The organism is Sterolibacterium denitrificans, from assembly GCF_900174485.1.
Taxonomy (GTDB): domain Bacteria; phylum Pseudomonadota; class Gammaproteobacteria; order Burkholderiales; family Rhodocyclaceae; genus Sterolibacterium; species Sterolibacterium denitrificans.
In genome coordinates this window covers 1,061,889-1,086,538 of record NZ_LT837803.1, presented here as the reverse complement: position 1 = coordinate 1,086,538, position 24,650 = coordinate 1,061,889, and the positions used below count along the sequence as shown (strand labels likewise).

Annotated in this window: 20 protein-coding genes and 1 pseudogene; 2 read left to right on the top strand and 19 right to left on the bottom strand. The window is 61.8% G+C overall.

All coding sequences use genetic code 11. The annotated features are described in order from the left end of the window. Positions 1-226: 226 nt before the first annotated feature. The 14 genes and pseudogenes from SDENCHOL_RS04995 to SDENCHOL_RS04935 all read right to left on the bottom strand — a co-directional run bounded on the left by SDENCHOL_RS04995 (position 227) and on the right by SDENCHOL_RS04935 (position 16,449). Positions 227-796: a GNAT family N-acetyltransferase gene (locus SDENCHOL_RS04995; protein ID WP_154716234.1), complete on the bottom strand. Its 570-nt coding sequence runs from the start codon at positions 794-796 to the stop codon at positions 227-229. Next, positions 789-1,937 (bottom strand): DegT/DnrJ/EryC1/StrS family aminotransferase, encoded by a 1,149-nt coding sequence (locus SDENCHOL_RS04990; protein WP_154716233.1) that lies wholly within the window; start codon positions 1,935-1,937, stop codon positions 789-791. The genes SDENCHOL_RS04995 and SDENCHOL_RS04990 overlap by 8 nt, the downstream gene beginning before the upstream one ends. Positions 1,938-1,940: 3 nt before the next feature. Continuing rightward, positions 1,941-7,412: a tetratricopeptide repeat protein gene (locus SDENCHOL_RS14710; protein ID WP_420031044.1), complete on the bottom strand. Its 5,472-nt coding sequence runs from the start codon at positions 7,410-7,412 to the stop codon at positions 1,941-1,943. 180 nt (positions 7,413-7,592) lie between these two features. After that, positions 7,593-7,898: pseudogene (locus tag SDENCHOL_RS14705) on the bottom strand (tetratricopeptide repeat protein); the annotation flags it as partial. Between the two features lie 209 nt (positions 7,899-8,107). Beyond that, complete coding sequence (locus SDENCHOL_RS04980) at positions 8,108-8,500, bottom strand: agglutinin biogenesis protein MshP (protein ID WP_154716231.1); 393 nt, start codon at positions 8,498-8,500, stop codon at positions 8,108-8,110. After that, positions 8,497-9,447, bottom strand: coding sequence for a prepilin-type N-terminal cleavage/methylation domain-containing protein (locus SDENCHOL_RS04975; protein ID WP_154716230.1), 951 nt, complete (start codon positions 9,445-9,447; stop codon positions 8,497-8,499). The genes SDENCHOL_RS04980 and SDENCHOL_RS04975 overlap by 4 nt, the downstream gene beginning before the upstream one ends. Before the next feature lie 10 nt (positions 9,448-9,457). Further along, entirely contained in the window at positions 9,458-10,078 is a 621-nt protein-coding gene (locus tag SDENCHOL_RS04970) for a type IV pilus modification PilV family protein (RefSeq protein WP_197706849.1), read from the bottom strand. Next, positions 10,068-10,544: a GspH/FimT family protein gene (locus SDENCHOL_RS04965; protein WP_269458628.1), complete on the bottom strand. Its 477-nt coding sequence runs from the start codon at positions 10,542-10,544 to the stop codon at positions 10,068-10,070. Before SDENCHOL_RS04965 ends, SDENCHOL_RS04970 begins: the two co-directional genes overlap by 11 nt. A 554-nt stretch (positions 10,545-11,098) precedes the next feature. Further along, positions 11,099-11,815, bottom strand: a complete 717-nt coding sequence (locus SDENCHOL_RS04960) for a histone H1-like DNA-binding protein (RefSeq protein ID WP_231912912.1) — start codon at positions 11,813-11,815, stop codon at positions 11,099-11,101. Between the two features lie 107 nt (positions 11,816-11,922). Next, positions 11,923-12,132, bottom strand: coding sequence for a hypothetical protein (locus SDENCHOL_RS04955; RefSeq protein WP_154716228.1), 210 nt, complete (start codon positions 12,130-12,132; stop codon positions 11,923-11,925). A 404-nt stretch (positions 12,133-12,536) separates the two neighbouring features. Then, positions 12,537-13,130 (bottom strand): 1,6-anhydro-N-acetylmuramyl-L-alanine amidase AmpD, encoded by a 594-nt coding sequence (gene ampD / locus SDENCHOL_RS04950; RefSeq protein ID WP_154716227.1) that lies wholly within the window; start codon positions 13,128-13,130, stop codon positions 12,537-12,539. Continuing rightward, a complete protein-coding gene (locus tag SDENCHOL_RS04945) occupies positions 13,127-14,521 on the bottom strand; it encodes a sigma-54-dependent transcriptional regulator (protein ID WP_154716226.1) in 1,395 nt (464 codons plus the stop codon). Before SDENCHOL_RS04945 ends, ampD begins: the two co-directional genes overlap by 4 nt. Before the next feature lie 10 nt (positions 14,522-14,531). Continuing rightward, a complete protein-coding gene (locus SDENCHOL_RS04940) occupies positions 14,532-16,214 on the bottom strand; it encodes a sensor histidine kinase (RefSeq protein ID WP_154716225.1) in 1,683 nt (560 codons plus the stop codon). Then, complete coding sequence (locus SDENCHOL_RS04935) at positions 16,189-16,449, bottom strand: PP0621 family protein (RefSeq protein WP_154716224.1); 261 nt, start codon at positions 16,447-16,449, stop codon at positions 16,189-16,191. The genes SDENCHOL_RS04940 and SDENCHOL_RS04935 overlap by 26 nt, the downstream gene beginning before the upstream one ends. Positions 16,450-16,679: 230 nt before the next feature. Here SDENCHOL_RS04935 and dacB point away from each other — a divergent pair, with 230 nt between their 5' ends. Next, on the top strand, positions 16,680-18,269 hold the full coding sequence (gene dacB, locus SDENCHOL_RS04930; RefSeq protein ID WP_231912911.1) for a D-alanyl-D-alanine carboxypeptidase/D-alanyl-D-alanine-endopeptidase: 1,590 nt from the start codon (positions 16,680-16,682) through the stop codon (positions 18,267-18,269). Here dacB and SDENCHOL_RS04925 read toward each other — a convergent pair. Then, a complete protein-coding gene (locus SDENCHOL_RS04925) occupies positions 18,244-18,540 on the bottom strand; it encodes an addiction module antidote protein (RefSeq protein ID WP_154716223.1) in 297 nt (98 codons plus the stop codon). The two genes, dacB and SDENCHOL_RS04925, sit on opposite strands and share 26 nt — an antisense overlap. After that, positions 18,537-18,863, bottom strand: coding sequence for a type II toxin-antitoxin system RelE/ParE family toxin (locus SDENCHOL_RS04920; RefSeq protein ID WP_154716222.1), 327 nt, complete (start codon positions 18,861-18,863; stop codon positions 18,537-18,539). The genes SDENCHOL_RS04925 and SDENCHOL_RS04920 overlap by 4 nt, the downstream gene beginning before the upstream one ends. Before the next feature lie 295 nt (positions 18,864-19,158). Between SDENCHOL_RS04920 and SDENCHOL_RS04915 the strand changes: the two genes are divergently transcribed. Further along, positions 19,159-20,904 (top strand): PglL family O-oligosaccharyltransferase, encoded by a 1,746-nt coding sequence (locus tag SDENCHOL_RS04915; RefSeq protein ID WP_154716221.1) that lies wholly within the window; start codon positions 19,159-19,161, stop codon positions 20,902-20,904. A 131-nt stretch (positions 20,905-21,035) separates the two neighbouring features. On the opposite strand, the gene SDENCHOL_RS04910 is transcribed toward SDENCHOL_RS04915, so the two are convergent. From SDENCHOL_RS04910 to SDENCHOL_RS04900, 3 genes are all read right to left on the bottom strand, one after another. Continuing rightward, the gene (locus SDENCHOL_RS04910; protein ID WP_154716220.1) at positions 21,036-21,407 is read right to left on the bottom strand and encodes a prepilin-type N-terminal cleavage/methylation domain-containing protein; all 372 of its coding nucleotides are present in this window, start codon (positions 21,405-21,407) and stop codon (positions 21,036-21,038) included. A 153-nt stretch (positions 21,408-21,560) separates the two neighbouring features. Then, the gene (locus SDENCHOL_RS04905; protein WP_154716219.1) at positions 21,561-22,853 is read right to left on the bottom strand and encodes a type II secretion system F family protein; all 1,293 of its coding nucleotides are present in this window, start codon (positions 22,851-22,853) and stop codon (positions 21,561-21,563) included. Between the two features lie 9 nt (positions 22,854-22,862). Continuing rightward, a complete protein-coding gene (locus SDENCHOL_RS04900) occupies positions 22,863-24,575 on the bottom strand; it encodes a GspE/PulE family protein (protein ID WP_154716218.1) in 1,713 nt (570 codons plus the stop codon). Positions 24,576-24,650: the final 75 nt, after the last annotated feature.

The following is a 24,650-nucleotide window of genomic DNA, read 5'->3' as shown; positions in this document are numbered from 1 at the left end:
CTGATGAGTCAATGGCTTCTTCGTCGCACTCATAAATACCCCTCAGGCCCGGCCATTGGCCAAACGCATGGCAAGCTTGCAATTTTTTATTCGTACCGCAAGGTGCATGTGCATTGCATCAACCTTGTCGATTTGTCGGGAATATAACGTCCCGTCAGGCAGGTAGCACCTCAAAAAGCGGGGTAACAAGCAAATTTGTCACACAAGCACTCATCTTTCCCGGGAATCAGCAATCCTGGGCATAGGCATCCTGCAAGGATAGCCAACGGCTCCTGGTGAGTTCGAGGAGCTGCACTTCCACGGGCTTGCCCGACTGCAGGTGACTGAGGGTTTCCACAGGCGTCATGCCGCAGCGCCGATTTATGCCGGCCGCAAGATGGTTGCCGGCGATAAAGGAAGTTTTTATGCGATGGAGGTCATACTCGACGAACAGATAACGGCCAATGGCCCTGACCGCATCCACCGCAACGCTGCGCCCGGAATCGGGCAGTTCACGCACGATGGCTTTTCGATCGACCATCAGCCGGCCGATTTCCGCATCGCGTGACGCCAGAGACAAATGGCTCCAGCCCGCCACGCCCAGAAAATCTCCCGCCTGCGTTTCTATCCGCAACAAGGCTTCATCGGGAAAACGCATCGCTGCCAGCCATGCCGCCACACCCTCGGCATCGACCTCCCGGCTATCCAGAAACCATTTGCGCGCCGTATTGCGCAGCCGCACGATCGCATCGACGTCCTCTGGCAGAACGGGGCGCAGATTGACGATCCAACCGGAACACAAGGGCAGGTCATTCATGCGCCCTGCCTCGCTTCAGCCTCGCTTCAGCCTCGGCCCAGCGACGCACGGCGGCGATGATTTTCTCCTGTTCTGCCGATGTCAGATCCAGCCGCAGCGGCAAGGTCAGAACCTCCTGCTGCGCCAGTTCCGCATTCGGACAGGTCAGCTCAGTCTGCCCCAGGAAAAGAGGATGCAGTGAAAGCGACGAATAATGCACGCTGCTCGCCACCCCGGCATGCGCCAACGCCTCCCGCAGTGCGCTGCGGCGCGCCTTGCCGACACGAACGACATACATCAGGCAACTATCATCGGTCTCCCGGTGCAGAAGCCGCATCGGGAGATCGGGAAAGGCCAAATCGGCAAAAGCCCGATCGTAACGCCGGGCCAATGCTTGACGCTGCTGGCGCGTCGAGGCAAGCCGATCGATGCCGTCCTGCGCCAGCGCACCCGCAATGTCGTTCAAGCGCAATTTCAGCCCACCGTGCTGGCTGAACTCATAGTCACGATGTTGCACCGTCGAGCATCGTTGCGGGGTATCGAGAGCCAGGCCCAGGTTGGATATCTGCCGGGCCGCGGGCTCCAGCGCCGCATCCGCGCACCAGAGCATGCCTCCCTCGCCCGCCGGGGCTTCCTTGACCGCATTGAAGCTATAGCAGGCGAACTTTCCCGAGGGCGCCGCCTCGCCCGGTAACGGCAGCCGATGCGCGCCATCTTCGATGAGGACATACGCCCGGCGCGCGCAGTAGGCAGCCAACTCACGAACTGCCGCCCGCTGACCGTACAGATGCACCGCCACGACGGCGCGGGTACGTTCCGTTGCGACCGCCTCGACATTGCCGGGTGTAAGCAGCAAGGTATCCGGATCGACATCCGCAATCCGCACTCGCCAGCCCGCCCAATGGAAGGCCATGGCCGTCGAGACAAAGGTCGTCGCCGGAACGATGACCTCATCGCCCGGCGCAGGCTCCAGCAAGAGCGCGCTCAAGTACAGGGCTGAAGTGCAGGAACCCGTGGCAAGCGCCCAGCCTCCGTGCATGTCGATGAAATGTTGTTCCAGGCGGCGGCAACGAGGGCCGTAGCCCACCCAGCCCTCGCGCATGCATTGCGCGGCGGCGGCAATCGCCTCCTCGCTCAGGACGGCGCGAAAAACCTGAATCATGCTCTAAACCTTCGTCCTATCCAGGGATGGATGCCAAGCCCGTTCCGGGACGGCAAAAGATGCCGGAGATTGTCCCGCACACCAGCGCCGCCACATCGTTCGCAACGCAAACTCCAGCGCCCGTGCAATCGATTCGGGACGACAGGAACGCGTGTTCAGGATACGTGCCCGCAATTCCATCCGTATCCGGGACAGCTCGGGCAAGCGTTGCGCCCAGTCCATCCCGATTTCGACAAACCGGGCGGGGTTGTCGGCAACGAAATCATCCAGGCCAAAATGCCGCAGCCATGCCCATCCCGCGCGGCTCTGCAAGGTCTTGCCCATCAATGTGAGCGTCGGCACGCCCATCCAGAGTCCATCGCCTGTCGTACTGCTGCCGTTGAACGGAAAAGAATCGAGACAAATATCGACGCGTCGATAATAAGCGAAATACTCGGGCAAGGAACAGCGATCCACGAACTCCAGCCGTTCCGGCGCAATATGCTCTTCCTCAAACCAGCCCAGGAGCTTCTGGACATCCCGAATGCCATTCATGCCGACCAGGATCAGCCGTGAAGTCGGCAGGTTACGGAGCAAGTCCGACCACAATGCAACCACGGCACGCCCGATCTTGTTCGGGCGGTTGAAGCTGCCGAAAGTCAAATAGCCATTTTCAAGCGCAGGCAACGCGCTGACATCGGGCGCGTGAGGATCCGGTGAAAAAGGCACGGGCGCAGGCAGGTGAACGATTTTTTCCGTAAATAGATGATCGAACTGGTCGCGGGGAAGAAAATCCTCACTGGCAAGGTAATAGTCCATCGCCTCCAGCCCGGTCGTTCCTGAATACCCCAGCCAACTGATCTGCAGCGGCGCGGGCTTGCGGGCAAAACAGGTCAGACGGTTCTTGCCCGTGTGACCGGAAAGGTCGATCAGGATATCGATGCCGTCCGCGCGGATCTTGTCGAAGAGCGCGGCGTCCGCCAGGTGAGCGACGCGATTCCAGACGGAGAAATAGCCCTTCAGTCGATTGCTGGTGCCGTCCTCGGTCATCTCGTTGTAATACGCATGCAGACTCAGGCCATGGCCATGGTTTCCGGCCATGTGGGCGAGAACGGGCTCCAGGAAATCAGCCACGGGGTGACAACGCAAATCGGCCGAGACGAAGCCTATGCGCAATGGGCGCTCGGCATCGCGCTGATGGCCATGCGCCGGCCAGGACGCAATCCACGGCGCTTCGACGATGCGCGCAAATTCACGATGCTCTGCAAACAGGCCCGGATTGTCGATGTCCGCATCGTGGCAAAGACAGAACAGCAGGCTGCTGCGCGCAGCGGCATAATCCGGCGCAAACGCCAACGCCCGCCGGAAGTCCGCCACGGCACTGCTTGTTTCACCCCGGGCAAGATGCAAGGAGCCCAAGGCAGCGTGAATTTCCGGCGCGTCTTCGGCAAATGAAAGTGCCTGCTGAAGACACTGCTCCGCCTCATCCAGACGCCTTGTCCTGATCAGCAGGGCAACCAGGTTGATGTAGGCCTGCAAATAGTCCCGGCGCTGCTCGATGCTCTTGCGCAAGGCAGTCTCCGCCTCTTCCAGTCGGCCAAGATGCTCCAGCGTCAGACCCAGATTGTTCCGGGCCTCCGCATGCGCTGGATAGCGCGCCAGCACCTGCAGGAAAACGGATTCCGCCGGCTCAAGCTGCCCTTGTTCATGCAGCACGATACCCAGATTGTTGAGTGCGTCGGCATCATCAGGTTTGAGTTCAAGGGCCTGACGCAGGCAGCGCTCTGCTTCGGGCAGCCGCTCCAGTTCCTTGAGGGTGATGCCGAGGTTGTAATGCGCCTCGAATTGATCGGGCGCCATTTCCAGCGCCCGCTGAAAGTATTCAGTCGCTTCCTCGAGCCGCCCTGCATTGCGCAACGCAACGCCCAGGTTGTAGTGCGCATGAGACTGGTTTGGATCGAGCAACAGCGCGTGCCGCAGTGTCGTCACGGCCTCTTCCGTTTCGCCAAGTTGCGTCAGCGCGGCCCCCAGCACCTGCCAGCCCAGCGCATGCCACGGATGTTTTTCCAGCATGCCGCGCGCCAGTTCGACGGCCCGCAGCCAGGCGCCACGGCCATAGGCGGCAATCAGTTGCTGCCGTTCCGCCGCCTCGGGCTGCCCTCGCCAGGGGGCGAGGATGCGCCGCAACTCATCGAAATGACTCGTAAAACAAGCCTGCCGCGCGATGGACGCCAGGCAGGAGGGCCGCGCCGGCCGGAACATGGGATGCGCGTTTTCAGCGGAGCCTTCCTCGCAATACGGCGGAGATGTCGCATCACGGTCCAGCCCCACGTAAGACAGCAAGCGCTGCGCCTGGGCTGCCGGGGCGGCCATGTATGTTTCATGACAGACATCGAGAATGCGGCCTTCCGGCAAGACGCTGCCCCAGTGCCGCATCAGCGCCCGGTAAAAACCATAGTGTCGCCCCATTGCGCCCAGGTCGTAGCTGTAGCCATAGCCCGCCCTGAACAAGGTGGAATAGCAGGAGAGGCAGGTATCCAGCGGGTCGCGCAGTACGTGGATGATTCTTGCGTTGGGCAGCATCAAATGAATCAAGCCCAGGTGCCGGTAGTGGTCAGGCAGCGTGTTGACCATGAATTTCGCTTCACCCGCATAAATCTGCAGCCTGTCCAGATACATCCTGCCAAGGTTGCGCAGCGACTTCAAACTGGACTCCCACCTTGAGGCATCGGGCAGCATCAATTCAAGCACGCCGACGGAATCCACAAGATGATCGACCGCCCGCTGGTCCGCAACGCAAATCACATCGGGATGGCGCGACAATAGCCGTTCAACGAGCTGTCCGCCCGAATCCGGCAAGCCGACAATGAAAACCGGCACGCGCGAATCCGGCGGGTCTGCATTCATCCCGGAGGCAGCCATCGAGTCCATTTGCTCGATCAGTTCGGCGGTGTACAGCGTCTGCACTTTCTCCAGAAAGTGCCTGTCCGCATTTTCATCGTACGGATACAAGTCGCAATGCAGACGGTTGCCTTCGGCACAAGCCTCGAAGGCGCGCTCATGATCGCCCGTGAAATCCATGGCACGGGCCATTGCGAAATCCAGGAGAATGCGCTCTGCAACAGGCAGCTCACCGCGATTTGCGTATGCGGCTTCCAGGTGTTCGAAGCACGGATCGTCAGGTCGATAATCCAGACACGAAAGCGCATTGGCCAGAGGAAGCGCTTTTTGGGGAGCCTGTGCAATGGCGCGCCGCAAGAACGCTTCGGCTTCCACCGTCTTGCCCAGCGCCATGAGTGCGCGCCCCAGGCCGCTCATGATTTCGGCATGCCCGGGACAGACTGCCAACGACTCCCGCAAGTGCTGTTCGGCCTCGGCAAGACGCCCCGCCTCCAGAAGCGCATCCCCCAGGTTGGCGCGCGCCTCGGCGCAGTCCGGTCTGATCCTGATGGCATGACGGAATCCGTTTTCGGCTTCCCGCCAGCGCCCTGCGGACAACAGCAGCAGGCTCAGGTCGTTATGCGCTTCGACATCATCCGGATCCATATCGAGTGCTGCCGAAAACGCTTTCGCCGCCTCCGGGAAACGTCCTTCCTCTCGCCTGAGCAAGCCCAGGCGATGATATGTCTCCACGTCATCCTTGCGGCTGCGTGGCGTTTCAGCCGTCCCATGCCGAACGGGAACATGTTCCAGCGCCCGGGACAACCCGGCAAGCACCCGCCCCCAATCATTGATTGCACCTTGCCGCATCAATCTCGCCGTGGGATACCACGGGCTGTCCGTTCGCCCAGGCAGCCAGCGCCAGCAGGCATCAAAACGCAGCAGCACCCACACCGGCTTGCCCATCGCACCCGCAAGATGCGCGACCGCCGTATCGACGGAAACGACCAGATCAAGGTTGTCGATCAATGCGGCCGTATCGGAAAAATCGGCAAGCTCCTCCGTCAGATCGACGATTCTGGGGCCTTTCCAGCCCGCGTCCTGCAGATCACGCAATTGCCTGGCGCACGCCGCATCCTTCTGCAAACTGTAGAACGCCACGCCGGGCAATCTTCCAAGCGCTTCCAGTTGAGCCAACGGCATATCGCGACGGGCATTGTCTTTACGAAGATCGGGATGGCCTGCATGAACGCCGGATTGCCAGGCCAGGCCGATACGCAAGCGATCCGTTTTCCCAAGACGAGGTTGCCAGGAAGCCCGCTTGCCTGGATCGGCCGACAAGTAGGGCAGACTTGCGGGAATGCTCTCCAGCGTCGTCCCGAATTCCAGCGGCAGGCTCATCAGGGGACAGTGAAAATCGACCGTCGGCAGTGCTTCCCCTTCGGCAAAGACCTCGATCCTGCCATTCAGACTGCGCAGCAGCTCCACCAGCGGCGCCTGCACCTGCAGGAAGACTTTGGCGCCACGCGCTGCAACGAGGGGAGCATAGCGGCAGAACTGCAAAGTGTCGCCCAGGCCTTGCTCCGCATGCAGCAATATCCTCCGGCCTTCCAGTTCCTGATCGCCATGCCAGCGCGGTGCCGGATACTGCCTGACGGGCCATGTTCCGTTCGCCATCCATCGCGCCCAGCGAATTTCGTAGGCCGGCCAGCCCGTTGCGTAGTCGCCCTGCATCAGCAGCCAGTGCGCCATGTTCCAGCGCGCGTCCATGAAATCGGGCCGAAGCTGTAGCGCTTGCTCGATCTCGGCCAGCCCTGCGGGAATGTCGCCGGACTTCCCCAGCAGATTGCCCAAGGTCAATCGAATATCCGGATTTTCCGGCTGCAGCCGAACCGCCTGGCGATAACTGGCCACGGCATCCGTCAGTCGCCCCAGGGCCAGCAAGGCATTGCCTCGATTGCAGTACGCCTCGAACACATCCGGTGCATGCAGGATCGCCTCGTCATGGCTGGTTACGGCATCCGCGAACAAGCCCATGGTTTCAAGCAGGACGCCGCGATTGACGTAAGCGGCGACCAAGGCCGGATTCAGCCGGATCGCCTCGTCGTAGCTTTCGCGCGCCTCATCCAGACGCCCCAGCACCTTGAGCGCATCTGCCCGGTTGGCATGGGCCTCCGCATAGCCCGGTCTGATCCCGATCGCCTGGACGAAGCACTGCCGAGCCTCATCGACGCGCTCCATTTCATCAAGCGTTATTCCCAGGTTGTTCAGGGTTTCGGCGCGTTCGGGAAGAATGGCCAGCGCGCGCCGGAAGCTCTGTTCTGCCTCACTGAAACGGCCCTGAGCGTGCAGGACGATTCCCAGGTGATCGTGGGCTTCCACATAATCGCCGCGAAGACGTATTGCCTGCTGAAAACACGCCTCCGCTTGCGGAAGATGTTTTTGCCTGTGCAAAACGATACCCAGGTTGTAATGCCCCTCGGCCTGACCGGGCTCGATCTCCAGCGCTCGTCTGAAACTCGCCGCGGCCTCGTCGAGGCGCCCCAGTTCATTGAAGATGATGCCAAGAAAAGTGTGGGGTTTGCTCCACTCGGGCGCAAGCTCGATTGCCCGCAGAAAGCCGGCGATCGCACTTTCGCTCTGGCCTCGCTCCTTGAGCGACTCCGCCAGTTGGCATTGCCGGTACGCCTCGGCATGAAAAGCGGAGCTGGAAGGCAAGGCTTCGGAGCCTGCTTCGATGCGTGCGGCCAATGCATCGACTTCCGGCCCTTGCAAGCCTCTCGGTCGCCCCTCTGCCAAAACTTGCCCTGCCGTAACGGCATCCCCGGCGAACAGCAAGGCTTCGATGTAGGTCAGCCAATACTGGCCATAGCCCGGATTTGCAGCAAGCGCAGCCTTGAGCCAGGGTAATGCGGCAGCAAAATTCTGCCGCTGCATCTCCACCACGCCGAGATTGTGATTTGCGTCCGGATGCGCGGGCTGCGCCTGAAGGATCGCCCTGTAAAGCGTCTCGGCATCGCCCAGACGACCTGCACGATGATGCGCTGCCGCCTCCTCCAGTGCCCCTTCAAGACTCAGCGTGCGCGTTATGCTAGAAGCCATGCTCTGGAAATTGCATCAACGGGTTCGCCGGGTTTGCGCCTTGCGGCAATTTGACGGGAGCGATCTTGATTTGTCTCCGCCCGCAACCCGGCTTCCAGTCGTCGCTTAAAAAGTCATGGGAAACAGGCCACGGTTTTTACGTGATGTCGCGCCCGTCACGTCGGAAGTTTCGTCCGTGCGCATATTGTCACATCCGGGCAAGGCGTGCATTACCTCACATACACTTCCAGCCGCCGCTCGACGTAGAAGTCGCCATGGCTGGTTTCATTCGGGCAGGCGCCGCCATGCGGCTGGTTGCAGGCGGTGGCGACGATGTGGGCCACGCCATCGACGTCGGCGCACTGCACGGTCACGGCAAAATCGGCGAGCGTCGTGCCGGCCAGGCTGAGCGAGGTCGAACCGGTGCAGCTATGGTCGCGCTGCTGCTTGTACAGGCCCCATTCGACGCCGGCGCGGGCGGCCTGCTGGGCCTGGACGCCGAGCAGGTCGAGCGTCTGCCCGCGATGCATGCCGGTAATGATGTTGACCACGTAACTGCCCAGCAGCGCCAGCACCACCAGGATGAAGAGCGCCGTGACGATGGCGAAGCCGCGGGCCTTCATGGCGTGTTGTCCAGGTGGACCTGGCGCATCAACGACACGCTCTCATCCCCTTCGGCATTGAACAGGGTCAGGCGAATGCTCATCAGGCCGTTCCGCTGCGAGGCGCTGGCGGTATAGCTGACGGCGCACCGGGCGCGCTCGGCGACGATGGCCGGCGTCTTGCCGGCAAGCGCGGCGATGGCGCCGGACGGACCGGCTGCCGTTGCAAAGAATCCGTAGTCCGTATAGCGCAGGAGCGAGCCGGGCACGTTGCCTGTCGCGGGGCAAACGAAGGTCACGGCCCGGGTCTTGGGAACCACGTTGAAACGATGATAGGGCGACGGCAGGGGCGGGGCCTGCTGGGCGAAGACATTGGCTGCCAGGGTAACGGTCTTGCCTGTGACATCGGTCACCTTGGCCCGGTTGCAGGCGCTGCAGTCGTCCCCTGTGGCATAGGCATCGGCCGGCGCGTAGCGGTTTTGATTGGCATCCTGCCCCAGGTTGTAGACGACGATGTAATCTCCCGCGTCGATGGCCGGATTGGCCGGCATGGCGCCGACCACATCGAATTTGCAGTTGTCCGCCACGGTGGCGCAGCTCGTGTCATCCGAATACACCAGCGGTTTCGTGCTTCCCGCCGTGGGCGGCGAATATTCGTCAAGGTAAGCGCCGCCGGCAATGGTCGGGATGAATTCGATATAAACCAGCGCGCCATTCTCGGTAATCCGCAGGCTGTTGGGCAGGGTCATTCTGATTTCGTCCGCCAGGCGGCGCAGGGTCAGATCGGCCGTATCCATCAAGTCGCCACGCCTCACGGTGTCTAGGTAGCCCTTCACCGGCCCGCTGATGAAGACCGCCGTAATTCCGGCCAGGATGGCCATCATCACCATGGTCATGATCATCTCGATCAGGGTGAAGCCCCGCTGTCGCGGGCGTCGGTGCAATTGCGGCTTCGGCTTCATGTTCATGCGTTCATGTTCACGTATTCGGCGCCCAGCGGCTGCGCCAGCCTTCGAGCACGACGGTTTCGCTGGTATGCACGGAGTGCACTTCGACCGTGATGCGCAGCACTTCCGCAGCAGCGATGCCGCCCAGATTGCCGTCGGTCGCCACGCTGATCGTCGCCCAGTAGCCGGCCGGCGAGGCGTTGTTCTGCACATTGCTCATGTCGGAAATGACGCTGACTGGATCCCCGGCGGTACCCAGCGTCAGACCGGAATAATTGCTGACGTTGTTGTACAGGCTGCGATCCGTCCCGCCGCCCGGCGGACCGACGCTGGGCAAATGGCCGCCGCAATCCGCCGTGCTGCTGGCGGCTTTGGCCTCGACCGCCGCCGGATCGCAGAAAGTGAACGGCTGCAATTGCACCTCGTCGAGCAGCGATTCGGCAATCGCCAGCATCTGCTTGCGCACCATCGGATCCGCACTGTGGAGGACGGAAACATTCAGCACCGTGAGCACCCCGGCCAGCGCCGTGCCGACGATGACGATGAAGACGATCAACTCCAGCAGACTGGCGCCGCGCTGCCTGCCCGGCGCCGCTGCATGGCGCGGGCCCAGGCATGTCCGCGCAGAGCAGGACGGCACGTCAATGCGCATAGCCCGACTCCTGTTCCAGCGTGATCGTTGCCGTGGCGGCCGTATTGCCGTTGGTCAAGACGATGGTTTGCGCGGCGACGGGGCGGCCATCGCTGTTGAATTCGACGCTGAACGGCAATGCCGGACTGCTGATCGTCACGTCGCGCGGCGGCACGAGGCCGCTTGCGCCGGAGGGCGTGCTCAGTGCAGGATAACCTGAACAATTCCCTGCATGATTTTCCGGGGCGCTGACTTCCGCCCTCAATTGCGCCGCGCTCTGTGCATCGAATGTCACGCAAACATGGCGCCGCCGGGCCACGCTCACCTTGCGCGCATAGGAGAGTACCGACTTGATTTCGTTGCTGTAAGCCACTTCGGAAAAACTGTCCAGCATGGCGAAACGCACCACCGCCACCACCGCCACGATGCCGATGACGATCAGCACCACGATCAATTCGATCATCGTAAAACCCCGCTGCCGCGTCATCTGCCGACCAACGAGGCAACATCGAGAACTGCTGGATCCCATGAAACTCCTAATTCCTGGCGCCGTTACCCGTTACCACGACAAAATGACGACGAACGACGGCTGCAGGGAAAGAAACCGTCGGATTTCATCGATTGCATCCGGAGGTTTCGTTGAATCCGAGGCCGGGAACGGCTACCCGACGCCTCGGCGCCACCGCGAAAACATGCGGTTCCAATGCTTCGGCATTTTATCCATGGCCCAGTGGGGCCGGACAGGATATTCGGCCATTTGTGTGAACCACGACACACTCGTCACGTAAAACACCGCAAATCAACTCGACCCACGTATTGACAAACCGGTTTTCGTTTCTGGCGCGAATGAGCCGGCAGGCGCGGTGCGAGCAGCATTGCTGCCGAATCAACGGCAACTGACGGGCAAATAAAAGGCGGCCATCTGCCGCCAACAAACTGAAGACGGAAGAGTGCAGGAGTTACCGCGTGCCGCTCGCGGAATCCCGCCTAGGCGGGATTCCGGTTTGATGTTTCTACTCCTGCACTCGTCCGGGGTACGACTCAGGAAGGACGCGAACCCGTCGGAAACGGCCAGGCCGCGGCCGGATTCAGCGACGACTTCAGGCCGGGGGCTGCCGCCGTCGAAGGCGCCGGTGCTGCAGCCTTCGGTGCAGCGGGCTTCTTCGCCGCGGGCTTGGCCGCCGGTTTTTTTGCCGGTGTCGCTTTCTTTGCCGCAGGCTTGGCAGCCGCCTTCTTTGCTACGGGCTTCTTCGCAGGTGCTGCTTTTTTTGCAGGTGCTGCTTTTTTTGCAGCGGCTTTCTTCACTGCAGGTTTTTTTGCCGGTGCGGCTTTCTTGGCAGCCGGCTTCTTTGCAGCAGCCTTCTTCACTGCGGGTTTCTTCGCCGGGGCCGCCTTCTTGGCAACCGGCTTCTTCGCCGCAGCCTTCTTCACTGCAGGCTTTTTCGCCGGTGCGGCCTTCTTGGCAACCGGCTTCTTCGCTGCAGCTTTCTTCACTGCGGGCTTCTTCGCCGGTGCCGCCTTCTTGGCAACCGGTTTCTTCGCCGCAGCCTTCTTCACTGCAGGCTTTTTCGCCGGTGCGGCCTTCTTGGCAACGGGCTTCTTCGCTGCAGCCTTCTTCACTGCGGGCTTCTTCGCCGGTGCCGCCTTCTTCACGGCAGGCTTCTTCGCTGGTGCTGCTTTCTTAGCCGGGGCAGCTTTCTTCGCTGCCGGCTTCTTTGCCTTGGTTTTTGCCTCAGCCATATCAATCTCCTTAAACAAGATAACAGGAAAGAAACATCAAACAGCAACCCGCCCCGAGCGGAACGGATTATTCAGGGTGACGACGGAATCACCACCCTCGAATTCGATAGCGTAGCCCACGTACTTCATGGCTCCTGCACGTGCATGCGCGCGCAAGCCGGCAGCGGCCGACAATGATGACCGCGGCCGCCGGAAAACTGCGGACGATGTGACAGGGGAGAGAGCAAGGCCGGCATGTCCGGCACTGGCACCAGCACCGACGCCGGGACGCCGCGCACCGGGTTGCTGCGCAAGAAGCGGGAAGGATGCTTGATGATTTTGGCAGCGTCGATCATCTTGATGATCGTAGGCAGGCCGTCCGGTAGCGGACACTGCCGAATCGTGTGACGAAGGAGGATGAGGGAAAGGAAGAAACGGAGGAAACGAAAGAGAAAAGGAATGACGCCGTGCAGAAGGACTGCGGGGGATTTCGTGGGACATCAAGTGTGACCGACAACCGCATCAAGCCTTTCTCCTTTGAGCCTTGGCCGTTTCTACTGTTTCTACTTCGTGCGTTTCCTCTGACTGCCTTTCGGTTTCTGTGTACCGTCAAGCTTGACCTACTAGATATAGTGTGCTGTCAAGATTTTCGACTAAGTGTAGTGTTTCGATTTCAAACATGCAAGAAGTTTTTCCGATCCGCGATTGCAGATTCTCAAAAAAGCAACACTCTGAATTTTTCTCGCGATTTTTTGGCGCGTCAGGTTCTTTCGCACTGCACTGCGCTCACGCCGATTCGCGTCCAGTCGAAGCAAGGACCGGGATCGCTCTTGCGGCCCGGCGCGATGTCGGCATGGCCGGCAATCGCCGCCTCGGGATAGCGCTGCTGCAGCCGCGCCAACAGCGCCTGCAGGCACTGGTATTGCGCCTCCTCGAATGGCTGATCGTCGCAGCCCTCCAGCTCGATGCCCAGCGAAAAATCATTGCAGCGCTCGCGCCCGCGCCAGCATGACGCGCCGGCATGCCAGGCGCGCTTGTCGCAGGAGACGAACTGGATCAGCTCACCGTCCCGCCGGATCAGGAAATGCGCCGACACGCGCAGCGCGTGGATCCCGGCGTAATAGGGATGCGCTGCCGGATCGAGCGTGTTGGTGAACAGTTGCACGATGCCGGCGCCGCCGAATTCTCCCGGCGGCAGGCTGATGGCGTGAATGACGATCAGGTCGACGGACGCGCCCGCCGGCCGCTCATCGAAATTCGGCGAATGGATCCGGCTTGCGCCAGGCAACCATCCCGCGGCATCCAGAACGTCGAATGAGCATGGGCGGCCACCCTCACGCAGCGATTCGCTCATTCGTTCAATCCGAGGCGTTCCATGCGATAGCGCAGGGAGCGGAAGGTGACGCCCAGCAGCTTCGCCGCTGCCGTGCGGTTATAGCGGGTCTTCTGCAGGGCATCGAGGATCATCTGGCGCTCCACCTGATCGAGATGATCCTGGAGTGAAGCATGGCCCGCAACCGGCGGATCGATGAGGCTCGATTCATCGTGCGCTTGCGGCGTCAGTTGCAGATCGGCCACGTCGATGCGCTCGCCGATCAGCAGAGCCAGCGCACGTTCGAGGGTATTTTCAAGCTCGCGCACGTTGCCGGGAAAGGTGTGATCGCACAGCGCCCGCAGCGCTGCCGGCGTCAGCCGCGGCGGCGCCACGCCGGCTGCCGCCGCCAGCCGCGCCAGGATGTGCTCCGCCAGTTGCGGAATGTCCTCGCGGCATTCGCGCAGGGCCGGCATGCGCAGGCCGATCACATTCAGCCGATAGTACATATCCTGACGAAACTTTCCCTGTTCGACCAGCGCCTTCAAATCCTGATGCGTCGCGCAGATGATGCGCACATCGACCGGCTCCTCGCTGGTCGCCCCCACCTTGCGCACGCGTTTTTCCTGGATGGCCCGCAGCAGCTTGACCTGCATGGCCAGCGGCAGGTCGGCCACTTCGTCGAGAAACAGCGTGCCGCCATCGGCTGCCTTGAAGAATCCTTCCCGATCGCTCTCGGCGCCGGTGAATGCGCCCTTGCGATGACCGAAGAATTCGCTTTCCATCAGCGTCTCCGGGATGGCGCCGCAATTCACGGCGATGAAGGGTTTTCCCCGCCGCGCGCCGAGACGATGGATCAGGCTGGCCGCCAGCTCCTTGCCGCTGCCAGATTCGCCGGAAATATAAACCGGCGCCTGACTGCGCGCGACGCGCTCGATCATACCGCGCACGTGCTGGATGGCCGGCGAATTGCCGAACAGGCCGGCGGCCTTGCCACCGGCCTCGCCGCCCTCGCCCTCCGCCGCCAGCGTAGACGAACGCTGCGGCAGGTCGAGGGCCGACTTCACCAGCACGCGCAACTGATCGAGCGAAACCGGCTTGGCGAGATAATCGAAGGCGCCGGCCTTCAATGCCGACACGGCATTTTCCATGCTGCCATGCGCCGTGATGACGGCCACCGGCAGATCCTGGCAATGCTCGCCGATATGGCGCACCAGTTCGATGCCCTCGCCGTCCGGCAGACGCATGTCGGTCAGGCAGAGTTGATAACCGCCTTCCGCCAGCAGGCGGCGGGCCTCGGCCACGCTGCCGGCGCAGTCGCAGGCCAGGCCCATGCGCGCCAGCGTCAGATCGAGCAGTTCGCGGATGTCCGGCTCGTCATCGACCACCAGCACGCGGGTGTTTCTGTTGCGCCTTCTGTTTTCAGTTTTCATCCGTTTCACCTCATTCGCCTCGGCCCGTCAGGCAGAAATGCGCGCCGGACGCGCCGCCGTCCGCATTGGCGCAAAGCTCCAGCCTGGCATCATTGGCCTCGCACAGTTCGCGCGCAATATAAAGCCCCAGCCCGGTGCCGCTGCTGTGCGTGGTGTAGAAGGGCTCGAAAATCTGCGTCTGCACGGCCGCGTCGATGCCGGGGCCATCGTCGATCACGTGCAGCTCGGTACGCCGGATCACCGCGCCCGCCACCCCGGGTATGCGGGATGAAGAAGAAGCATCGGGTACAGGCACGCCGCGCGCCTCCAGACGCAGGCTGCCGGCCTGGCCGCTGCCGTGACGCAAGGCATTGCCCAGCAGGTTTGCCAGCACCCGGTTCAGGTGCATGCGATCGAACCAGAGCATGGCCTCGGGATCGATGTCCATCACGATGGATGCGAGGATGCGCGGATCGTGCAGGGCATATTCCTCGACGAAAGCCTCGACGAAGCTCTGCAGATGCAGCAACTCCGGCTGCGCCCGATCGCGGCGCCCCAGTTCGAGCACCTCGGCCACCAGACGATTCAGGCGCTGGGTATTGTCGCCGATGATGCGGATCAGCCGCTCCCGCGTCGCCAGGCGCTGCTCATCGGCCAGCAGCTCGGCGGCGTGGCTGATCGCGGCCAGTGGGTTGCGGATCTCGTGCGCCATGTTGGCGGTCAGACGGCCAAGCGCGGCCAGCTTGAGCTGCTGCGCCTGCGCCTGAATGCGCCCCATGTCTTCGAGATAGATCAGCGCATTGCCTCCTTCACCAGCCGGCAGAAAGCGCACCTGCAAATCGCGCTCGCGACCGGCCACCGGCAGCCGCAGGGTTTCCACGGTTTCCCTTGCCCGCTGATTCCAGCGGATAAAACCGGCATTCAGCGCGGGTGAAAATTCGGCCAGCGCGGTCATTTTCAGCAGACTCCCGCGACCGATGCCGAGCAGGCTCTCCGCCTGCGGATTGATCTGGCGTACCCGTCCGGCAGCATCGACCACCAGCACGCCATCCTGCATGTCACGGATGACGCGTTCATTGACGCTCAATTGTTCAGCCAGCTCTCGGCCCCGCTGCCGCGCCAGGTTTTCGTTGGCCACCACGCGCTTTGCCAGCAGACGCGCGGTGATCGCCGTGGCGAAAAAACCGATGCCGACGATGCCCGAATGCATGAAATCCGCCAGATCGGCATCGAAGACCAAGGCTCGCCGGGCCTGCTCGATCAGCACGGCAAAGGTTGCCATGGCGGCGAAGAACAGGCTCAGGCGTCCCTGTCCGACCAGACCGGCGCCGGCCAGCACCACCAGCATCATGAAAGTCAGACCGCTTTTGTAACCGCCGCTGTAATGCATCAGCAGCGTCAGCAGCAGTATGTCCGTCATCACCTGCACGGTCAGTTGCAGGCTGAAACCTCGCCGCCAGAAACGCAGGATGAGCTGAAAGACGACGGCCAGCAGCAGATAAATGCTGCAGACCAGCCGGAAGCGCGCAGGGCCTTCATAACCCAGTTCGAGCGCCGTACCGAAGAAATGCAGACTGCCCAAAAACACCAGGGCCACCACGAAGCGATACCAGCCGAAGTAAACCAGCGAACGCCAGAAAGTCTCCGGCGGATCGGTGGCCAGACGGCGCCAGAGGCTTTGCCCGGCGTCAGTGCTTGCCTGCGTCACCTGCATCACCTGCGCTACCCGTGGCGCCGAGTTTGCGATGCGGCTCGCTGCAATAATGCCGCCCCCCGGACGCCAGGCTTTCGCTTTCCGGCACATACACGCCGCAATGAGCGCAGGACACCATCTGCTGCGCGGAAGCATTCGGCGTTTCTTGCCGACGCTGCGCCGGCCGTCGCGAACTGCGTTTCAGCAACAGATAAACGACCAGGCCGAGGATGGCGAACAAAAGTAATTTGGACATGGATCGACCGCAGGACGGAAGTTGAAATACGCGCTTGGCTGACAAATAAAAGCGCCGTTCAGTCTATCAGTTTCCTGCGGCGGATCAGTGGCTGCAGGCTATCATGAGCATGCAGCGGAGGATTTGAAAATCACCCCTGCGACTCGCCTGAAAATCATGAATGCGCACATTGCGTCAAGCGCGAAGCTTCACTTGCCACTTGTCACTCGTCTTCCTTCCTCATTCCTCTCATGCCTTGCCCATCCCTTTCCCGCCTCGTCCTGCGGCTTGCCGTAAGCATCCTGATGCTGCTGCCCTGCGCACCCGCGTCGTCACTGGCGCAAGAAACATACAGCGAGCGGCTGCCGCCCGCCGTCGCCCGGGCGCTCAAGCAGGCCGGCATACCCGAAACGGCCGTGGCCGTGGTGGTGCAGGAAGCCGGCGCGACGCGAGCGCAGGTCAGCCTGAATGCCGGGCAAGCCTTCAATCCGGCTTCGCTGATGAAGCTGCTGACCACCTATGCCGCGCTCGACACGCTCGGCCCGGCCTACGCCTGGCAAACCGAAATCCTGGCCAGCCGCCTGCCGGTGGCGGGCGTGCTCGATGGCGATCTCGTCATCAGGGGCGGCGGCGATCCCAAGCTCGGCTTCGAGCAGTTCTGGCTACTGCTGCGCCAATTGCGCGCGCGCGGCGTGCGCGAGATACGCGGCGACCTGCTGCTCGACCGCAGCCTCTTTGATGCCGAAAAAATCGCCGCGGCCGCCGCCACGCCCTTCGACGACCAGCCGCTGCGTCCCTACAACGTCACGCCCGATGCGCTGCTGGTGAACTACAAGACACTACGCCTGCAGCTATTGGCGGAACAGGGAGGCAAGGCAAACCAGGCGCCCGATCTTCTCGTCGAACCTCGGCCTGCCAACCTGGCCATACTTAACCGCCTGCGCACGACGAACGCAACGGCCTGCGGCGACTGGAAGGCGCAACTGCAGGCCGAGTACACCGAATACATCGAAGATGCCGGCAACGGCGATACGGGCAGCGCCAGCCCCCAGCTCATCCTCAGTGGCGACTATCCGCTCAATTGCGGTGAACAGACCTGGCACCTGGGCGCCATGTCCCATGCGCAGTACGTCCATGGCGTCTTCCGCCAGCTCTGGCAGGAACTCGGCGGCACGTTCTCCGGCAGGCTCGCGCTCGACAAACCCCTGCCCGCGCCCCTGTATCCGCTGGCCCGCAGCGAATCGCCTCCCCTGGCGGAAATCATTCGCGACATCAACAAATACAGCAACAACGTCATGGCGCGTCAGCTCTATCTGACGCTGGGCGCGGAATGGCTCAGGCGCAACAACCTGGATCAGGACGAGCGGCTCCATCAGACCCTGCGCCCGGCCAGCGCCGCCGACGCCGCCCGCGCACTCTCTGCCTGGCTGGCGCAACGGCAACTGCACTTCCCCGAACTGGTGCTGGAAAACGGTTCTGGCCTGTCGCGCCAGGAACGGCTCTCCGCCAACAGCCTGGCCGCATTGCTGCAACATGCCTGGCAGAACCCGCTGATGCCGGAATTCATCGCCTCGCTGCCACTGGCCGGCATCGACGGCACGATGAAAAAACGCCTGCAGACTGGCTCAGCCCCCGGCGCCGGCCAGGCGCACATCAAAACCGGCTCGCTGGACGGCGTAAGCGCCATCGCCGGCTACATCCGCAACCGCCACGGCCAGTGGCAGATCATCGTGTTTCTGGTGAATCATCCGCAAGCCGCAACGGCGCGGGAAGCGCAGGATGTGTTGCTGCGGTGGGTGTATGACGGGGATACGCTCAGCACGCCCCGGGCAGGACATTGAACTTCAAACCAGTTGCCTTGAGTACGGCATGCAGCGTACGAATTGTTGGGTTTCCCCGGCTGGATAAGGTGCGGTACAAGGTTTCACGCGACAGTTGGGTTTTCTCCGCCACCGCCGCCATGCCGCCCCGGGCCTCGACCACCTTCCTCAGAGCAGCCAGATAGCTGGCCGGATCATCATCTTCACTGGCGGCATTCAGATACTCTGCAGCAAACTCCGCATCCGCAAGCCGTGCCAACAACCAATCATCATGTTTGACGCAGGATTTCATGATTTTCTCCTTGTTTGCCAGTCATTCCAGCGCTGTCTCGCCCGCGCGATATCACCGGCCTGACTACGCTTATCGCCACCCTCACATAGCAAAATCACCTGTCTGCCTGCCATGGCGTAATAGACCCGGTAGCCAGGCCCCCAATCCACACGCAACTCCCATACGCCTGAACCCACAGGCTTGCAGTCACCAAAATTGCCGTTCTGTAACCGGAGCAAGCGTGCAGCAACGCGTGCCTGAGCCACTCTGTCGTGAAGACGCTCCAGCCAGTGAGCAAAGAGGTCCCGCCCTTCAGGGTCAAGGTAGTGACGCAATTCGTACATGGTGCGATTGTAGCCTAAAAGCTACGTGCTGCAAATGCGTATGAACATCTTGCCGATCTGGCAACCTACATCGATGTCCGCGGCCGGCGTGGTCAGTGGCAGATCATCGTGTTTCTGGTGAATCATCCGCAAGCCGCAACGGCGCGGGAAGCGCAGGATGTGTTGCTAAAATGGGCGCACGAGGGCGCATCATGAACTTTGGTCAGTGAGGGCAAGCACTTTCCCGCTTTGAATGGCAAGTGCAGATATCCGACCCTTCCCCCATTCACCAGGCGCTTCCGCTTCATCTTCAGTCATGCCCCAATTTCCCATCGCGCAGCGTCTGACGTTACTGTTGCTCGGTCTGATGCTGGCGCTGCCTTTCCTGCAGCCCATCCATCATCATCCGATTCCTTCGTTCTACGAAGAATGGCTGGCGCTGCTGCTGGGCGTGCTGGCGCTGGCGAGCTTCTTCATCAGCCGACCCGAAAAAATTTCCCTGCCCGCCATCCTCTGGCTGCCGGGACTGTTGCTGCTGGCCACTTTGCTGCAACTGGCCGGCGGCATGATCCAGATTCCCATGCTGGGGCTGTTTCAGAGCGGCTATCTGCTCTGGGCCATGGCGCTGATCTGCCTGTCGGCCAGCCTGCGCGAGCGCTTCGGTACAGCATGGCTAGTGCAGGTCCTGGCGCTGGCGCTGCTGGCGGGCGCCCTGGCCAGTGCGCTGACGGCCTACGCGCAACGCCTGGGTACACCCGTCCCCTGGCAAATTCTCATGCCCAACTCCGGCCGTATCTATGGCAACCTCGGCCAGCCCAACCTGCTCACCACCCAACTGTGGCTGGGCATTTGCTGCCTGATCTATTTTCATGAACTCCGCCGGGTGCGTCCGTGGCTGCTCATCGCCGGCCTCCTGATCCTCGCCAGCGCCTGCGGCCTGGTCGCTTCGCGCACGGCCTGGCTGCATGGACTGGCGCTGCTGCTGCTCGCGGGCCTGCCATGGCCGAGCCGAGCCGCGCTGCCCGCAACGGAGCAAGATGAGGCGCATCGGACAGTGCCACAAGCACCCGGCAAGCTGCGCCGGCAACGCCTCCTGTTGCTCGCGTTTACCCTCGTCAGCCTCATCGCCGCCGGCGAAATCTCGCGCACGCTGCCCTGGCAGCATGCGGCAGGACAGATCAACGCTTTCGATCGCCTGCGCAGCGGCCTGGTCTCGGGTGATTCCCGTCTGCTCATCTGGCGCGACGCCCTGACCATGATCCAGGCGCATCCCTGGCTGGGCAATGGCACAGGCAACTACGCCTGGCGCACTGTCGAGGCTGCCGCCCAGGCGCCGGCCGGCGTCGATACACTGGCCGGCGCCGAGCATGCCCATAACTTTCTGCTGCAACTCGCCGCCGACTTTGGCCTGCCGCTGACCCTGGCAGTGGCAATTTTCGCCATCGTCTGGCTGCGGCACGTGTTGCGCGGCCCGCTGCGCCCTCCCGAGCAACTGGCACTCGCCATGCTCATGCTCATCGCCATCCACAGTCAGCTCGAATACCCGCTCTGGCATGCCGAATTTCTCGGCCTCACGGCCGTCCTGCTCGGCGCGCTGGGCAGCACAGGCAAATCCTTCCGCCTGCCACGCCCGCAATTGCTGCTCATCGCCTGCCTGGCGGCCTTGGCGATACTGGGGACGCTATTCCACGATTACCGCATCCTGGACCAGGCGCTGATCATGCGGCGCGAAGTCCGCGGCGATGAGGCCGACTGGCGCCGACGCATGGACGTCTTCGCAGATCTGGCCCAACACTCGATCCTGGGCCCCTACGCGCGCAGCACCCTGGCGGTATTGATGCACCCCGATCCGCAAAAGGCGGCCGATCAGTCGCTGATCTGCGAGGCGGCCATGCCGCTGCGGGTCGCACCCGAATTAATGACGAAATGCGCCATGCTGCGCCAGATGACCGGAAGACCTGCGGAAGCGCAAGCTCTCCTGGAGATGACTCGTCGCGCTTTCCGCAGCGCGGAGGACAGGGCGGCAATCGAGAGCATCTGGCAAAGCCAGGAGCAGCCGTAGCGCCACGTAAGCCACCCCCGCCGCTCGCCGCTCCGTTCGACTGGCTGGCTTCTTCCTCCCTGCCGAACGCCCAAAAGAGAACACCCCGGACTGGCCGGGGTGTTCGGGTTTCGACAACCTGAGGGTAATGATCAGAGAATACCGATGGCTGTAAAAGAAGCTGTCTTGGTGCTGGGTCCGGTCAATACACAATCCGACTTAGTTGCGTTGGCAGCGACAGCCGCTGCTGTAATTGTATAACCCGTCGGCAAGCCACCATCAAGAACGTCCGCTCCCTGTTGGCAATCGGTAACCGCAACCCCCTTGGCACTACTCACCTTACGCGCAGCGTAATTGATGGACATGCCCGAACTGATGCCTCCAGCCACGCCCTTGACGGCCGCATCCTCCGCCTCACCCGACAAATCGACGAACTTCGGCAAAGCCACCGCCGCCAGGATGCCCAGGATCACGATGACGATGATCAGTTCGATCAGCGTGAAGCCTTGTTGATTCCGTTTCATAAGTTCCCTTTCCTTTTACTATGAGTTTGGTTTCGTTCCCTCGAACCCGTACAGCCCGATACCGCCGGTCAAGCAGATGCGGCGCCAGTTTAACCAGTCCGCACCAATAATTCCACTATTTTCTGATGCCCATTGCTTAGTTTGTTGCCGTTCTCATTTTTTCGTCACCACGCTGCCCATGTCCCAGAGCGGCAGGAAGATGCCCAGCGCCAGAACCAGCACCATGACGCCGAGCATGGTGATCAGGATGGGCTCGATCTGCTGGGCCAGGGTCTTGAGCTCGTATTCGATCTCGTTCTGGAACATTTCGGCGATTTCCTGCATGAGATCGTCCAGCGTGCCGGATTCCTCGCCGACGGCGATCATCTGCAGCACCACCGGCGGGAAGATGCCGGCGTGCGCGGCGACGCGCAGCACGGTCTCGCCGCGCGAAATGCCATCGCGCATGCCGTCGATCTTGTGAGCGATGTATTCGTTGCCGACGGTCTGCGAGACGGTGGTCAGCGCCTGGATGATGGGCACGCCGCTCTTCGAGGCCAGCGCGTAGCTGCGCGCAAAACGCGCGAGCGTGGCCTTGCTGATGATCTTGCCGGCAATCGGCAGGGTCAGCTTAATCTTGTCCCACTGGAAACGGCCAGGTATGGTACGGATCCACGTCCTGAAGGCGAAGATGCCCAACGCCACGCCACCGAGCATCACGTACCAGGTGTCGACCATGAAGCTGGAAAAGCCCAGCAGGATCTTGGTCATCAAGGGCAGTTCGGCATGGAAGCCGGCGAACACCTTGGCGAATGCCGGAATGACGAAGATGTTGACCACCACCAGGGCAATCGCCATGGCGATGATGACGAACATGGGATAGCGCGTCGCCGAGGAAACCTGCTCCTTCATGAAGCGCTCGAAAGCCATGTGGTGATACAGGCGCAGAAAGACGGTTTCCATTTGCCCGGTCATTTCACCCACGCGCACCATGGCCACGTAAAAGGGCGTGAAGATTTTCGGCAGGCGGGCCAGGGCGGTTGACAACTCGCGGCCGGCATCGAGGCTCTCGCGCAGTTCCTGCAGCATTTCGATGACGGTCGGCTTGCTCGCGGATTCCTGCAGGCCGGCCAGGGCGCGCATGATCGGCACCCCGGCCTTGAGCAGGGTGTAGAGTTGCCGCGAGAAAAACATGACATCCGTGCTATCGACCGGCTTGGGAAGCAGATCCTTGCTGGCCAGAGAGCTGGCCGCAGCCGCCTTGCCGTCACTGGCTGCGGCCGTGGCCGGCTTCGCCGCAGCGGATCTGGATTTGGCCCGGACCGAACCCGATTGCGCCGTGATCGAAACGGGCGTGATGCCGCGCGACTGAAGCTGGCCCGCGACCTCGGTGGCGCTGGCTGCATCAATGTGGCCACTGGCCACCTGGCCATTGGCATCACGGCCACGATAGGCGAAATTCGGCATTCAGCCCTCTCAGCCTTCCATCTGGTTGTTGATGCGCATCACTTCCTCGATGGTGCTGCGCCCGGCCAAGGCCAGCCGCAGGGCATCGCGCCGCAGGGTATTGCCGGCCATCTGCTCGCGGCCAGCCCGCAGGAATTCCTGCGGATCGCCATGATTCGCCGCATCGACCATCACCTGGGTCATCTCCAGGCATTCATAGATCGCCTGGCGTCCGGTATAGCCGCTCTTGTTGCAATTGTCGCAACCGTAGCCCCGGTAGAAGGTCTTGCTGTCCGCTTCGTCGCCCAGTTCCATGCGCAGCCAGGCCAGCTCCTGCGGCGTCGGCTTGTATTCGTCCGCGCAGCGCTCGCAGATGGTGCGCACCAGACGCTGGGCCAGCACCAGTTGCAGCGACATCGCCACCATGAAGCGCGGCACGCCCATGTCGAGCAGGCGGATCGGAGTGGTCAAGGCATCGTTGGTGTGCAGGGTCGAGAGCACCATGTGGCCGGTCATCGCCGCGCGCATGCCGATCTCGGCGGTTTCCTGGTCGCGCATTTCGCCAACCAGGATGATGTCCGGATCCTGGCGCAGGGCAGCGCGCAGCACGCGCGAGAAGGTCAGGTCGATTTTCTCCATGACCTGGGTCTGATTGATGCCGGGCAGCCGGTATTCGATCGGATCCTCGACGGTGAGGATTTTCTTTTCCGGCGAATTCAGTTCGGCCAGCGCCGAATAGAGCGTGGTGGTCTTGCCCGAGCCGGTCGGCCCGGTCACCAGCACCATGCCGCTGGGGCGGTGGATGGCATGGCGCAGGCGTTCGAGCAGCGTGGGCGGCATGCCCATCTTGTCGAGCGCCAGAAAGTTGTTGCTTTGACTGAGCAGGCGCATGACGGCAGATTCGCCATACTGGGTCGGCAGCGTCGACAGACGCACATCCACGGCGGAGTTCTTCAGCTTGATGTTGAAGCGGCCATCCTGCGGCAAACGCTTTTCGGAAATATCCAGCCCCGAGATCAGCTTCAGGCGCAATACCAGCGGCGCAGCCACCCGGGGATGGGCTTCGGTCTGCACATGCAGTACGCCGTCGATGCGAAAGCGGATGATCAACTGCTTTTCCTGCGGCTCGATATGGATGTCGGAAGCACGCTGCTTGATGGCTTCCTCGAACACGGTATTCAGCAGCTTGACGACCGGCGCATCTTCGTCCGTGGTCAGCACGCCTTCGAGATTGCCGAAGTCGAACTGCCCATCGAGCATGTCCTCGGCGAGCTCCTGAGTGAGCCCGGAGATTTCCTCGGTATGGCGATACACGCGGTCCAGCGTGGTCAGCAACTGGCTTTCCATGACCACGGCCAGCATGATCTCGCGCTGCAGGATGCGGCTCACTTCGTCATACGCCACCAGGTCGGTCGGATCGGCAAAACCGACCATCAGCATATTGACGTCCTCTTCGTTGTCGAGAACGATGGCCCGGTAACGACGGGCCGCAGCTTCCGTGAGCAGATTGATCAGCTCGGGCTTGGGCTTGAAAGTGACCAGATCGACGAAGGGCGCACGCAACTGGCGGCCGAGCGCCTTGGTGATTTCCTTTTCGGATACATAGCCCGCCTCGATGAAAATGCGCCCAAGCTTGCGCCCGCTGCGCTTCTGCTCTTCGAGTGCAAGTCCCAGCTGCTCATTGGTCAACAGACCTTGCGCTATCAGAAAATCGCCGAGGCGGATTTTCTCCGGACGCGACATACGGTATCTCCAATCGTTTTCAGCTTTACAATCCAAGCGTTTGATTCTGCTGGGAACATGACTCGGCAATTTGCC